The 12,261-nt window shown below is 63.6% G+C and carries 16 protein-coding genes; 7 read left to right on the top strand and 9 right to left on the bottom strand.

The genetic code is table 11. From position 1 onward, the window contains the following. Nucleotides 1-34: 34 nt before the first annotated feature. The 3 genes from nth to QO034_RS13010 are packed head-to-tail and all read left to right on the top strand — an operon-like array spanning nt 35 to nt 2,266. Complete coding sequence (gene nth / locus QO034_RS13020) at nt 35-679, top strand: endonuclease III (protein ID WP_284485976.1); 645 nt, start codon at nt 35-37, stop codon at nt 677-679. After that, nucleotides 676-1,665 (top strand): adenosine kinase, encoded by a 990-nt coding sequence (locus QO034_RS13015; protein ID WP_284485975.1) that lies wholly within the window; start codon nt 676-678, stop codon nt 1,663-1,665. Before nth ends, QO034_RS13015 begins: the two co-directional genes overlap by 4 nt. 4 nt (nt 1,666-1,669) lie before the next feature. Next, a complete protein-coding gene (locus QO034_RS13010; protein WP_284485974.1) occupies nt 1,670-2,266 on the top strand; it encodes a GNAT family N-acetyltransferase in 597 nt (198 codons plus the stop codon). 8 nt (nt 2,267-2,274) lie between these two features. On the opposite strand, the gene QO034_RS13005 is transcribed toward QO034_RS13010, so the two are convergent. Then, complete coding sequence (locus QO034_RS13005) at nt 2,275-2,625, bottom strand: hypothetical protein (RefSeq protein WP_284485973.1); 351 nt, start codon at nt 2,623-2,625, stop codon at nt 2,275-2,277. 152 nt (nt 2,626-2,777) lie between these two features. Continuing rightward, on the bottom strand, nt 2,778-3,263 hold the full coding sequence (locus QO034_RS13000; protein ID WP_284485972.1) for an RNA pyrophosphohydrolase: 486 nt from the start codon (nt 3,261-3,263) through the stop codon (nt 2,778-2,780). A gap of 126 nt (nt 3,264-3,389) precedes the next feature. Here QO034_RS13000 and QO034_RS12995 point away from each other — a divergent pair, with 126 nt between their 5' ends. Beyond that, nucleotides 3,390-5,417 carry an NADPH-dependent 2,4-dienoyl-CoA reductase gene (locus tag QO034_RS12995; protein ID WP_284485971.1) on the top strand — a complete coding sequence of 676 codons (2,028 nt, stop codon included), beginning with the start codon at nt 3,390-3,392 and terminating at the stop codon, nt 5,415-5,417. Here the strand turns inward: QO034_RS12995 and QO034_RS12990 are convergent. Next, complete coding sequence (locus QO034_RS12990; protein WP_284485970.1) at nt 5,414-5,761, bottom strand: antibiotic biosynthesis monooxygenase family protein; 348 nt, start codon at nt 5,759-5,761, stop codon at nt 5,414-5,416. The two genes, QO034_RS12995 and QO034_RS12990, sit on opposite strands and share 4 nt — an antisense overlap. A gap of 51 nt (nt 5,762-5,812) precedes the next feature. Beyond that, complete coding sequence (locus QO034_RS12985) at nt 5,813-6,253, bottom strand: DUF4399 domain-containing protein (protein WP_284485969.1); 441 nt, start codon at nt 6,251-6,253, stop codon at nt 5,813-5,815. 251 nt (nt 6,254-6,504) lie between these two features. Here QO034_RS12985 and QO034_RS12980 point away from each other — a divergent pair, with 251 nt between their 5' ends. Continuing rightward, a complete protein-coding gene (locus QO034_RS12980) occupies nt 6,505-7,410 on the top strand; it encodes a LysR family transcriptional regulator (protein ID WP_284485968.1) in 906 nt (301 codons plus the stop codon). A gap of 47 nt (nt 7,411-7,457) precedes the next feature. Here QO034_RS12980 and QO034_RS12975 read toward each other — a convergent pair whose 3' ends face one another. From QO034_RS12975 to QO034_RS12960, 4 genes are read right to left on the bottom strand one after another with little or no spacing between them, the layout of a single operon-like run. Next, nucleotides 7,458-8,393 (bottom strand): OmpA family protein, encoded by a 936-nt coding sequence (locus tag QO034_RS12975; RefSeq protein WP_284485967.1) that lies wholly within the window; start codon nt 8,391-8,393, stop codon nt 7,458-7,460. Continuing rightward, nucleotides 8,390-8,962 carry a peroxidase-related enzyme gene (locus QO034_RS12970; RefSeq protein WP_284485966.1) on the bottom strand — a complete coding sequence of 191 codons (573 nt, stop codon included), beginning with the start codon at nt 8,960-8,962 and terminating at the stop codon, nt 8,390-8,392. The genes QO034_RS12975 and QO034_RS12970 overlap by 4 nt, the downstream gene beginning before the upstream one ends. A gap of 6 nt (nt 8,963-8,968) precedes the next feature. Further along, the gene (locus QO034_RS12965) at nt 8,969-9,706 is read right to left on the bottom strand and encodes a GNAT family N-acetyltransferase (protein ID WP_284485965.1); all 738 of its coding nucleotides are present in this window, start codon (nt 9,704-9,706) and stop codon (nt 8,969-8,971) included. Continuing rightward, nucleotides 9,703-10,425, bottom strand: coding sequence for a competence/damage-inducible protein A (locus QO034_RS12960; protein ID WP_284485964.1), 723 nt, complete (start codon nt 10,423-10,425; stop codon nt 9,703-9,705). Before QO034_RS12960 ends, QO034_RS12965 begins: the two co-directional genes overlap by 4 nt. 48 nt (nt 10,426-10,473) lie before the next feature. Between QO034_RS12960 and sfsA the strand changes: the two genes are divergently transcribed. Both sfsA and map read left to right on the top strand, forming a co-directional pair. Beyond that, entirely contained in the window at nt 10,474-11,178 is a 705-nt protein-coding gene (sfsA, locus tag QO034_RS12955) for a DNA/RNA nuclease SfsA (RefSeq protein ID WP_284485963.1), read from the top strand. A gap of 66 nt (nt 11,179-11,244) precedes the next feature. Continuing rightward, complete coding sequence (gene map / locus QO034_RS12950; RefSeq protein WP_407696765.1) at nt 11,245-12,057, top strand: type I methionyl aminopeptidase; 813 nt, start codon at nt 11,245-11,247, stop codon at nt 12,055-12,057. On the opposite strand, the gene QO034_RS12945 is transcribed toward map, so the two are convergent. Continuing rightward, nucleotides 12,048-12,239 (bottom strand): hypothetical protein, encoded by a 192-nt coding sequence (locus QO034_RS12945; RefSeq protein ID WP_284485961.1) that lies wholly within the window; start codon nt 12,237-12,239, stop codon nt 12,048-12,050. The genes map and QO034_RS12945 overlap by 10 nt on opposite strands. Nucleotides 12,240-12,261: the final 22 nt, after the last annotated feature.

The following is a 12,261-nucleotide window of genomic DNA, read 5'->3' as shown; positions in this document are numbered from 1 at the left end:
GCAGCCCCACGCCCGGCGCGGCATTAAGGCGGGCATGGCCAAACAACTCGACTATCACACGATCCGCGAGATCTTTACCCGGTTTCATGCCGCGGACCCCGAACCGAAGGGCGAGCTTGAGCATGTGAACGCCTATACGCTGGTCGTCGCCGTGGCCCTGTCCGCACAAGCCACGGACGCAGGCGTGAACAAGGCCACCCGCGCCCTGTTTCAGATCGCCGACACGCCGCAGAAGATGCTCGAGCTCGGGATTGACGGGCTGACCGAGCACATCAAGACCATCGGACTCTACCGCCAGAAGGCGAAGAACGTCATGAAGATGAGCCGGATTCTCGTCGACGACTACGGCGGCGAGGTGCCCAATTCACGCGCCGCGCTGCAATCGCTGCCGGGCGTCGGGCGCAAGACCGCCAATGTGGTGCTGAATATGTGGTGGCACATGCCCGCGCAGGCGGTCGACACCCACATCTTCCGGTTCGGCAACCGTTCGGGCGTCGCACCGGGCAAGGATGTGGAAGCCGTGGAACGCGCCATCGAAGACAACATTCCCGCCGATTTCCAGCAGCACGCGCATCACTGGATGATCCTGCACGGACGCTATCACTGCAAGGCGCGCAAGCCCATGTGCCCGACCTGCATCATCCGCGATCTGTGCCAATACGAGGACAAGACCGAATGAAAACCTACGATCTGGTCGGGATCGGCAATGCCGTCGTCGATGTCATCACCCAGTCGGACGACAGTTTCCTGGCGCATATGGGCATCGAAAAAGGCATCATGCAGCTGATCGAGCGCGAGCGCGCCGAACAGCTTTACGGCGCGATGGACGGCCGGGTGCAGACACCGGGCGGTTCGGTCGCCAACACCATCGCCGGCGCGGGGGCGCTGGGTCTCGACACCGCGTTCATCGGACGGGTGCGCGACGACGCTCTGGGACGGTTCTATGCCGATGCGATGAACGAAGTCGGCATCGATTTCGTCAACCCTCCGGTCGCGAACGGATCCGACCCGACCTCGCGCTCGATGATCTTCGTCTCGCCCGATGGCGAACGGTCGATGAACACCTATCTTGGCATTTCCACCGGGCTGACGTCCGCCGACGTGCCGGACAATGTGTCCGGCAACGCGAAGATCATGTTCCTCGAAGGCTACCTGTTCGATCACGACGCGGGAAAGACCGCCTTTCGCGAAGCCGCCCGCGCCACCCGCGCCGGCGGCGGCAAGACCGGCATCGCCATATCGGATCCGTTCTGCGTCGACCGCCACCGTTCGGATTTCATCTCGCTGATCCAGCACGACCTGGATTTCGTCATTGGCAACGAGGCCGAAATCCAGTCGCTGTTCGAAACCGACCACCTGGATGACGCGCTGATGATGACCGCCGCGCTCTGCCCGCTCGTGGTCTGCACCCGCTCCGGCGATGGCGTTTCGGTGATGGAGGGCACCTCGCGGATCGACGTCCCGGTGGACAGGATCGTTCCGGTCGACGCGACCGGCGCCGGCGACCAGTTCGCCGCCGGGTTCCTGTTTGGGCTTGCACAGGGGCGCGATCTGGAAACCTGCGCCCGCATCGGCTGCGTCTGCGCGAGCGAGGTCATCTCCCATATCGGGCCGCGCCCGGAAACCGACGTGTTGCACCTGTTGCGCGACCGCGGGCTGGTCTGACCCCATGCTGGCGGACGGTTTTCACGATGTGCCCCCCGGCAAGGTCGCGACGGTCGTGACCCACCTGGAAATGACCGCACAGGCCGCGCCGCGCCCGGTGCCCGAACCGGAAAGCATAACGCTGGATCGGGTCGCCACCCCCGATCTCGACTGGTATCGCGACCTTTTCCAGCGGGTTGGCGGGCAGGACTGGCTGTGGTTCTCACGGCTGAACATGAACGACGCCGAATTGTCGGCGATCCTGAACGCGCCCGAAGTCGAACTTTACGCACTGATGGCCGGCGATCATTCCGCCGGCCTGGTGGAACTGGACTTCCGCGACCGGGACACCTGCGAACTGGCCTTTTTCGGTGTGACCCCCGACCTGATCGGCGCCGGGGCGGGACGGTTCATGATGAACCATGCGATCGCCCGCGCCTGGTCGCGCCCGATCAGGCGCTTCACCGTGCACACCTGCACCCTGGACAGCCCGGCGGCCCTGCCATTCTACCGGCGCAGCGGTTTCGTGCCGATCCGGCAGCAGGTCGAAATCGCCGACGATCCGCGTCTCACCGGCAAACTCCCGCGCGACTCCGGACGCCACATTCCGATCTTCGACTAGCGTCGGCGTCAGTCGTCGCTTGCCGTGCTACCGCCACCGCTTCCGCCGGAACTCGGCGTCGGGCCGGGCGGCAAAGGCGGAAGTCCGGGCGGAGGCGTGACCGGCGTGCCGCCGGTCCCGACAGGCACGCATCCACAGGTCGCGGCCTGGGTGCCGAACAGGAAATACGGCCGGGTCGTGAGCGCGACACAGCGTTGTCCGGGCAGACAGCCCCCGACGCAGGCATCCTTGAGGATCATCGACTTTTTCAGAACGCAGGCTCCGCCCAGCGACGCGATCCATCGCCCGAAAGCATCGAAAATGAGAAAAATCACCACACCAGCAATAACGACAACGACAATGATAAGGCCATTTGACATCGGAAATTCCCCCTCGAAAAACCCCATCATAGCACGAATTTCCGTCGTCCGCCCGCTTTGGAGCAAGGCGTGACGGCGCGAACCCCCACACCAATCAGCCAAGGCGCCCTTGCGGCGTTTGCGGACCCGAGAAGGCCCTGCCTTCGGCGACCTTACCCCAGGTGCGCCGAAAAGACTTTGAGAACCTGTTCGTAAACCTGCCGTTTGAAGGGCACGATCCGGTCCACCAACTGATCCACGGCCTGCCATTTCCAGGTGGTGAATTCCGGATGTTCGGTGTCGATCTTCACCTGATCGTCCCGTCCCAGAAACCGCATCAGGAACCATTTCTGTTCCTGCCCGCGAAAACGGCCCTTCCAGATGTTCGGCACGATGTCGTGGGGCAGGTCGTATGGCAGCCAGTCGTCGGATTCGGCAACGATCTCGACCAGGTCGGGGGTGACGCCGGTTTCTTCCCGAAGCTCGCGCAGCGCCGCCTGACGCGGATCTTCCCCCTTGTCCACCCCGCCCTGCGGCATTTGCCAGGCCTCGTGGTGCCGGTCGTTGCGCTGTCCCACGAACACCTCGCCCTCGGCGTTCATCAGCATGACACCGACGCAACGGCGATAGGGCAGTTTCGCGATCTCTTCCGGGGTCATCGGCAAGGCTCCTTGTGGATCGTCCCTGTCTAGCAAGGCTGACCGGCCGCGCAAGCCCGTGACGCCGCGTTTGTCGTGACATGTTCTGCGACCGGGGTATTTCTGTGCGCACAAAAGGAGATTCTGATGGCTGATTATCCGCACCTTCTGGCACCGCTCGACCTGGGTTTCACCAAACTGAAAAACCGCGTTCTGATGGGGTCCATGCATACCGGGCTGGAAGAGACCCGCGACTGGAACAGGGTCGCGGAATTCTATGCCGAACGCGCGCGCGGCGATGTGGCGCTGATGGTCACGGGCGGCATCGGCCCCAATCTCGAAGGCTCCGTCCTGCCGGGTGCCGCGATGATGACCACGCAGCAGGATATCGACAACCACAGCGTCGTCACCCAGCGCGTGCATGACGCGGGCGGCAAGATCTGCATGCAGATCTTGCATGCCGGGCGCTATGCCTACGGGCCGAAATGCGTCGCTCCCAGCCCGGTCAAGTCGCCCATCTCCCCTTTTCCGCCCAACGAACTGGACGAGGCCGGGATCGAGAAACAGATCGCCGACATCGCCGAAGCCGCCCGCAAGGCCCGCGAAGCCGGTTATGACGGGGTCGAGATCATGGGGTCCGAAGGCTATTTCCTGAACCAGTTCCTCGTCACCCATACCAACAAGCGCGAGGACCGCTGGGGCGGATCCTACGAGAACCGGATGCGCCTGCCGATCGAGGTCGTGCGCCGAACCCGCGAGGTCTGCGGCCCGGATTTCATCATCATCTACCGCCTGTCGATGATCGACCTGGTGCCCAACGGATCGACCTTCGACGAGGTCGTCGAACTGGCGCGGAACATCGAAAAGGCCGGGGCCACCATCATCAACACCGGCATCGGCTGGCACGAGGCGCGCATCCCCACCATCGCCACCTCGGTGCCCCGCGCCGCCTTTGCCTGGGTCACGAAGAAACTGATGGGCAAGGTCGGTATCCCGGTCATCACCTCCAACCGCATCAACACGGCCGAGGTCGCCGAGGATGTGCTGGCGACGGGCTGCGCCGACATGGTGTCGATGGCCCGCCCGATGCTGGCGGATCCGCATTTCGTCGCCAAGGCGGCGGCGGGCAAGGGAGACCGGATCGCTCCCTGCATCGCATGCAATCAGGCCTGTCTCGACCACACCTTCAGCGGCAAGCTGACCTCCTGCCTTGTCAATCCGATGGCGTGCCATGAAACCGAACTGGTGATCGCCCCGGCCGGGCACAGCAAGAAAATCGCTATCGTGGGCGCCGGTCCCGCCGGTCTGTCCACCGCGATCACCGCGGCGCAACGCGGCCACGCCGTCACATTGTTCGACAGGGCGAGCGAGATCGGCGGACAGCTCAACATGGCGAAACAGATCCCCGGCAAGGAAGAATTCTGGGGGCTGGTCGATTGGTATCGCACGATGATCGCGGATCTGAATGTCACGACCGAACTGAACCGCGAGGTCGGCGCCGACGATCTGGACGGGTTCGACGAAGTCGTCATCGCCACCGGCGTGATCCCGCGCGACCCACAGATTCCAGGACAGGGGGCGCCCAACGTCGTGGATTACATCGACGTTCTCAGGCACAAGGCCAAGGTCGGCAAGCGCGTGGCGGTGATCGGCGCCGGCGGCATCGGGTTCGATGTCTCGGAATATCTGGCGCATGAAGGCACCAGCCCGACGGAAAGCCTGCCCCTCTGGATGAAGGAATGGGGCGTGACGGACCCGGCCGAACACCGCAGCGGGCTGGCGCCGGAAGGCCCGCAGCCGCATGCGTCGGCGCGCGACATCACCCTGTTGCAGCGCAAGGCCAGCAAGCACGGTAAGGGTCTGGGCAAGACCACCGGCTGGATTCACCGAGCCGCGCTGAAGATGAAGGATGTGAAATTCGTCGGCGGCGTGAATTACGAAAGCATCGAAGGCGGCGGGTTGATGGTGTCCTTCGGCGAGGCGCGGGAAAACCCGACACTGATCGAAGCGGACACCATCGTGCTCTGCGCCGGGCAGCTCCCGGAACGCACGCTGGCCGACGCATTGATCGCCAGGGGCGTGACCCCGCATGTCATCGGGGGCGCCGATGTGGCCGCGGAACTGGACGCCAAGCGGGCGATCGATCAGGGCACGAGACTGGCCGCCAGTCTCTAGCTATCATGCGCGGCGATGCTGTCCGACGGGGCCCCGGCCCTGTCGAACATGCCGTAGTCGCGGATCACATGCGCCACCCGCAGCCGGTAGTCGCTGAACACGCCGCCGCGCCCCTTTGCCTGCGCCGCGCGGTGCTCGGCCAGCCGCCGCCAGTTCTGAACGGCTTCTTCGTCGCGAAACAGCGACAATGACAGCAGCTTGTCGGGATTTGTCAGGCTCTGGAACCGCTCGACCGAGATGAAGCCGTCCACCTCTTCGACAAGCGGGCGCATCTTGGCGGCGATATCGAGATATTCTTCCTTGCGCCCCTGGGCGGGCTGAACCTCGAAAATGACTGCGATCACGATCTTGCCTCCTGCTGCCGATGGGACGGCCTGCCCGAAACGCAGGCCGTTCTACTTGACTGTAATCGTTATCACCTCGGATACAATCGGCGTGGCATGCGCCACGTGCCCGGCATCGCCAAGCACCAGTTGCAGCGTGTGAGTTCCCGGCGGCAGGTCCAGCGTCACCTCTGTCTGGCCGCCGCCGAAATGCATGTGGTTCTCGTCCGACGGCAGGCCGCTGGAAAGTTCGTCCGCGCCTGCGTCACCCTCGCCGAACGGGGCACGGTTGATCAGCAGGTGATGATGGCCCGTCATCTCCTTTTCCGACCCGGCGGGAGCGACGCCCATGCCGGTCAGGCCGAACACGATTGTCAGCGGCGAAGAGACGGTATCGCCATCCTTGAGGTTGACGAAATAGGCGCGGGCATCCGGGTTGGCCGGCGTTTCGCCCCCGGCCAGGAGAGGCATGCCCAGCACGGCAACGACGGCGGCGATCAACAGGGGCTTCATGGCAACTCCTTGGGTCAGACTTGATGAAAAACAGATAGTGCGCCTTGCACCCTGCGTCAGATCGGATCCGGAATAAAGCCTCTATCGGTGCCCGCCCGCCAACGGACCCGTCCTGTCCTTCGTGCTTGAATGGTTCAGGATTCGCAGACGATCCGCGACAAAACCGCGATATTATCCCAAGGCCGCCGCGTTCTTGCCCAGATTTTCCGGATAGATGGGGGCTGACGCATCAGCCCACCCGAGGAAAGAGCATGGACCGACTGACCGAAATGGAAGCCTTCGCCAATGTGGTGGACCAGGGCGGCTTCACGGATGCGGCCAAGAAGATGGGTATCTCGAAATCCGCCGTTTCCAAGCATGTGTCCAGTCTCGAAGCACGTCTGGGCGCGCGCCTTCTGAACCGCACGACCCGGCGCGTCAGCCCGACCGAAATCGGACTCGCCTATTACGATCGCGCCCGGCGCGTCCTCAACGACGCGGGCGAGGCCGACGCGCTCGTGACCTCGATGCAATCGGCGCCGTCGGGCCTGTTGCGCATCAGCGTCGCCACCGATTTCGGCGTCAACCACCTGTCCCCGGTGCTCAGCGATTTTCTGGTCGATTTTCCCGATATCACCGTCAACATGGTGCTGAACAACCGCTATGTCGAACTGATTTCCGAAGGATTCGACCTGGCCGTGCGCATCGGCGAACTGGAGGACAGCACCCTGCGCGCCCGCAAGCTGACCGAAACCGAAAAACGCATGATCGCCGCGCCGTCCTATTTCGAGAAATACGGCCGGCCGCAGAAGATCGACGATCTGAACGCGCACAAGCTGCTGCACTATTCGAACCAATCCAGCGGAAATGTCTGGAAACTGACCGCCCCGTCCGGCGAGAAACGGCAGGTCCGCACGGCGGGCTGGCTCAGCGTGAATGACGGCCAATCCCTTCTCAACGCGGCCATCGCAGGGCTGGGGATCGCCTATCTCCCAAGCTTTCTTTACGCGCATGCGCTGGAAAAGGGATTGGTCGAAGACGCGATGCCGTCGCTTCCCGCCGAAATCCAGGGTATCTACGCGGTTTATCCGCCCGGCCGGTTCACCCAACCCAAGGTCCGGGCGTTCATCGATTTCCTGGTTCGGGCCTTTGCCGAGAAAGGCCCGAAAGACTGGTGATCATCCGGAACGCGACCTCCGCATCATGGCGGTTTTGCATGCCTGCGTCAGCGCGTGGACAGCAGGATCGCTTCGACACGGCGGTTCGCGGTGCGCCCCTGTTCCGTCAGGTTGGACGCCACCGGGGCCAGATATCCCATGCCTTCGGCGTCGATCCGGCCCTCCGCCAGCCCATAGCCGGAAACGAGCCGGTCTTTCACCGCCTCTGCACGGCGTTTTGACAACAACACATTGGCATCGAGCGACCCGGTGCTGTCGGTGTGGCCGACAAGCGCGATCCGCTGATCGGGGGTATCGCGCAGGTATGCCGCCAGTTGTTCGACCGAGGCAAACGGCCCCGCCCCCAACACGGTCTCGCCGGTCGAGAAATCAAGATCGGACAACACCACATGGCCCTCTGCCACCAGTTCGGCGGCCAGGTCCGGCAGGTCTGCGGGGCCATCACGCCCGGAATCCTCGGCAGTCGGCACCGCGACCGTCTCGGCGTCTTCGACCGGCGGAGAGACCCGGATAATCTGCACATAGGCGCCGTTGCGGCTTCGGCTGACAAGCAGGCTCAAGGCCTCGTCCGGGCCGCGCATCGCCGAAACGAAGCGGTAGTTCCGGATGTCCACATGCATGTCCGGGGCCGGGACGACCTCGGTTCCGAAGCGAAAATCGAACCCGCCACAGACCCTGTCCTCGCATTGAAACAGCAGGTCATACCCATCCGCGACGATCTGATCGCGCAGCGGCGACAAGACCTGGAGCGTCGTCTTGCTGCCGCCGTCGATCCGCCATGTCTGCCGATCGACCCGGCCTTCGAACCTGCGGATCGGGATCGCGCCCCCGGAAAACCCGCCGACCGGCAAATCGTAGCTGTCCAGCGCGCTGACACGCTCGGCCAGCTGACGGGCCCCGTCCGGCATGGTCAGCCCATCGGCGGCGAGGACAGGAACAGGCGGACCAAGACACAGGCCGACAAGGGCAAGGCGCGGGATCATCTGAATTGCGCGTGATACTCGTCGTTGGGATGCATCGCCGTGGCGCTGGCGACGCGGTTGGTCATATTGAAGAACCCGGCGACATTCGCGATGTCCCAGATGTCGCGGTCGCTGAACCCGAGATCACGCAGGCCCTGCCGGTCGGCCTCGTCGATGGTCGCGCTGGCGGTCGTCATCTTGGCGGCGAAATCGAGCATCCCGCGCTGGCGCGCATCCAGCGGCGCAACGCGATAGTTCATCACCAGCATCTCTCCGAGGATCGGGTCGCCGGACAATTGCCGCACCGCCGCGCCATGGGCGACGAGACAGTAAAAACAGCGGTTGATGGACGAAACGACGACCGCGATCATCTCGCGTTCCAGCTTGCTCAGCCCGCTGTCCGCCAACATCAGGTCGTTGTACATGCCGGTGAAGGCGTTCAGCTTGTCGATGTCGAACGCGTTCGCTTTCAACACATTCGGGACCATTCCCAGCTTTTCCATGCAGATGTCGAAATACTTCCGGGTCGCTTCGGGCAAGGGATCCACCATCGGAAGATCGAGCGAGGTGGGGCGGGACTTGTCGGTCATTCGGCTTCAGGCTCCGTCTGGCAAGTGGCGATAATGATACTGTCCCACAGCCTGCATCCCGAGGGAAGCGTAGAGCGCATTCGCGGCGACATTCTGGACCGTGCACATAACGGCAAGGGTATCGGCCTGGTTTTCGGCCGCCCAGAACGCAGCGGCGCGCATGATCCATCGGCCCATCCCGGCCCGGCGCTGGTGCGCCAGGATCTCGACCGCATGCACCATCGCCACCCGGTCGTGGATGGCGGCGAATGCGACGCCCGCCGGTTTGTCCCGATGACGCGCGAGGAACCCGGTCTTGGGACCCGCGGCGCGTTCCATGACGGCCAGCCGTTCCGGGCCAATCCCCCCGGACGCCCAGATTTCCCGCATGATCGCCAAGGGTTCCCAGATGCTGAAGACCGTCACCCGCGGAATCTGTTCCGTCATCAGGTGCTGCGGGTCGCAGGCATAGATCGTCACCGGGTCCTTGATCGCGTAGCCCCGGATTTCAAGCTGCCGGTCAAGATCGGTTTCGCCGGGACGGATCATGAAGATCCGCGGCTGACCCATGTCCTGCATCGCGGCCTCGGCCCTGTCGATATCCGCATCCGTCGAAGCGGCGCCAGCGGCAGCGAGCGACGCCGCCGAGACCCGGTTGCCGCCGCACCGGCCGCAGCGGATCATCCAGGGGCCAAGCCTGTCATAGCGAGCGGCGGGCCAGGTCCCGTCGATCGCCTCGAACCACGAATGCCGTTCTATGCTCACGTGTCCAACTCTTTCGCCAACTCGGTCATGGCCGCATCGACACGTGCGCCATCGGACCCGCGGATCACGATGTTGGCGCCGAAAGCACCCTCTTTCTGGAACGGGTAACACCCTATCGACAGGTCCGAGAACCGGTCCGCCAGTTGCGAGAGCAACTCGGCGATATCGCCCTCGCCGCGAAAAACGCGCAGGGTCTGGGACAACAGCGGCGCGCCGCCGGTCAGGGTCGGCAGGACGCTGGCGACCATGGCCTGGAAAACCGACGGCACGCCGGCCATGACATGCACATTGCCGATGGTGAATCCCGGCGCCATCGACACCGGATTGTCGATCAGCGTCGCGCCTTCCGGTATCCGCGCCATCCGCAGGCGGGCGGCGTTCAGTTCCAGGCCGGTCTTGTCGTAATGCGCCTGCAGGATCGCGCGCGCATCGTCCCGGATGTCGATGGCCGCGTCGAAGGCGGCGGCGATGCAGTCGGCGGTGATATCATCATGCGTCGGGCCGATTCCGCCGCTCGTGAACACGGTGTCATGTGCATCCGACAATGCCTTGACCGCGGCGACGATCGCGGGACGGTCATCGCTGACGATCCGCACCTCCTTCAGGTCGATCCCGTGCTTCGTCAGCTCTCCGGCAAGGAAATGCATGTTCGCATCCCGTGTGCGGCCTGACAGGATCTCGTCGCCGATGACCAGCATGGCGGCGGTCGGATTGGCCATGACGTGCCTCCCTTGAATGGATCGTGTCGCAGGTATAATCCCCGCGTCATGCGTTTTGAAACCCCTCTTGTTCCCGCCCGGCTGATCCGCCGCTACAAACGGTTTCTCGCCGACTGCCGGCTGGAGGACGGCCGCGAAATCACGGCCCATTGCGCGAACCCCGGTTCGATGTCCGGTCTTGCCGAACCGGGAACGAAGATCTGGCTGGAACCGAACGACGACCCGCGCCGGAAGCTCGGTTTCGGCTGGCGCCTGGTGGACCACGAGAACGGCGACTTCACCGGCGTCGATACCTCGGTTCCGAACCGCGCGCTCAAGGCCGCGTTGCAGGATCGGCGGATCCCCGAACTGGCCACCTATGAAACCCTGCGGGCCGAAGTGAAATACGGCCGGTCCAGCCGGATCGATTTCCTTCTGTCGCAGTCCGGTCTTCCGGACGCCTACGTGGAAGTCAAAAGCGTCACCCTCAGCCGGCAGGCCGGGCTCGCCGAGTTTCCCGATTCGGTCACGGCGCGCGGCGCCAAACATCTGGACGAACTGGCCGAAATGGCTCAGGCCGGGCATCGCGCCATCATGCTGTACCTGGTCCAGCGCACGGATTGCACCCGGTTCGACCTGGCGCGCGACATTGACCCCGCTTACGCGCGCGCCTTTCGCGCCGCGACGGAAAAAGGGGTCGAAACCCTGTGCTACGGAACCCGGATTTCGACCGAAGCCATCGATGTCGGAAAGCCGGTCGCAACAGCGTTCTGACAACCTCTGGTTCTTTTGCGACAAGCGCATTAAATAGGGATCGACGGGAACGAAATGGAGTCACCATTGAACAACGAACTTCGCGGTCGTCTCACCAAGGATGGCATTCGAATCTACGATCGGGCGGATTTCGCCGGAATGCATGCTGCGGGCGCCCTGGCGGCCCGTATCCTGGACGAAATAGCGTCGGAAGTCGCCGTCGGCCAGACAACCGAAGCGATCGACAGGACGATCACCGACCTGGTCGAAGCCGCCGGGGCGAAATCGGCGACGATCGGGTACAAGGGCTATCAGCACGCCAGCTGCATTTCCGTCAATCACGTGGTCTGCCACGGGATTCCCAGCAGCAAGACACTGAAGGACGGCGATATCCTGAACATCGACGTGACGGTGATTCTGGATGGCTGGTTCGGTGACACGAGCCGGATGTATGTCGCCGGAAAACTGCCCCGCAAGGCGGAACGGTTGATACAGGTGACGCACGACGCCCTGATGAAGGGGATCGAAACCGTCCGGCCGGGCAAGACCTTCGGAGACATCGGCCATGCGATCCAGTCCTATGTCGAAGCGCACCGGATGAGCGTCGTCCGCGACTTCTGCGGTCACGGCCTGGGCCGCGTCTTTCACGCGCCGCCCAACGTACTGCACTACGGCAAACCAGGCACGGGCGCGGTTCTGGAAGAGGGCATGTTTTTCACGATTGAACCGATGGTCAACCTGGGGCGGCCGGAAACCAAGACGCTTTCCGACGATTGGACGGCGGTGACGCGGGACAAATCGTTGTCCGCGCAGTTCGAACATTCGGTGGGGGTCACGTCGGATGGGGTCGAAATCTTTACCCTGTCGCCATCCGGGCGGTTTCATCCCACCTACGATTGATCATCATCCGTTGCCGCCTGATCGCGCAGCATCTTCAGAAGAATGGTTTCATTGCGCAGCGGCGTTACCGCGTCGTGAATGAACACCGGCGCATTGCGCCGGCGGGGAGCGGAGCGCGTGGCACCCTGCGACGGGTCTGACCGGACCCGGTGCCACAGAGGAAGTTTCTGCACGTCGATCATGGGCCGGGATCTTACCACGAGA

Origin of the sequence: Sedimentitalea xiamensis, assembly GCF_030164465.1 — a bacterium.
Lineage (GTDB): Bacteria > Pseudomonadota > Alphaproteobacteria > Rhodobacterales > Rhodobacteraceae > Sedimentitalea > Sedimentitalea xiamensis.
Note: the sequence above shows the minus strand (reverse complement) of the source record. Positions and strands in the feature narration are given on the sequence as shown.

Coding starts and splice junctions, on each gene's coding strand:
- QO034_RS13005 (WP_284485973.1), bottom strand. CDS start 2,625: ATGTCAAATGGCCTTATCATTGTCGTTGTCGTTATTGCTGGTGTGGTG.
- QO034_RS12970 (WP_284485966.1), bottom strand. CDS start 8,962: ATGACCGACAAGTCCCGCCCCACCTCGCTCGATCTTCCGATGGTGGAT.
- QO034_RS13010 (WP_284485974.1), top strand. CDS start 1,670: ATGCTGGCGGACGGTTTTCACGATGTGCCCCCCGGCAAGGTCGCGACG.
- QO034_RS12995 (WP_284485971.1), top strand. CDS start 3,390: ATGGCTGATTATCCGCACCTTCTGGCACCGCTCGACCTGGGTTTCACC.
- nth (WP_284485976.1), top strand. CDS start 35: ATGGCCAAACAACTCGACTATCACACGATCCGCGAGATCTTTACCCGG.
- QO034_RS12960 (WP_284485964.1), bottom strand. CDS start 10,425: ATGGCCAATCCGACCGCCGCCATGCTGGTCATCGGCGACGAGATCCTG.
- QO034_RS12945 (WP_284485961.1), bottom strand. CDS start 12,239: ATGATCGACGTGCAGAAACTTCCTCTGTGGCACCGGGTCCGGTCAGAC.
- QO034_RS12980 (WP_284485968.1), top strand. CDS start 6,505: ATGGACCGACTGACCGAAATGGAAGCCTTCGCCAATGTGGTGGACCAG.
- QO034_RS13000 (WP_284485972.1), bottom strand. CDS start 3,263: ATGACCCCGGAAGAGATCGCGAAACTGCCCTATCGCCGTTGCGTCGGT.
- QO034_RS12975 (WP_284485967.1), bottom strand. CDS start 8,393: ATGATCCCGCGCCTTGCCCTTGTCGGCCTGTGTCTTGGTCCGCCTGTT.
- QO034_RS13015 (WP_284485975.1), top strand. CDS start 676: ATGAAAACCTACGATCTGGTCGGGATCGGCAATGCCGTCGTCGATGTC.
- QO034_RS12985 (WP_284485969.1), bottom strand. CDS start 6,253: ATGAAGCCCCTGTTGATCGCCGCCGTCGTTGCCGTGCTGGGCATGCCT.
- sfsA (WP_284485963.1), top strand. CDS start 10,474: ATGCGTTTTGAAACCCCTCTTGTTCCCGCCCGGCTGATCCGCCGCTAC.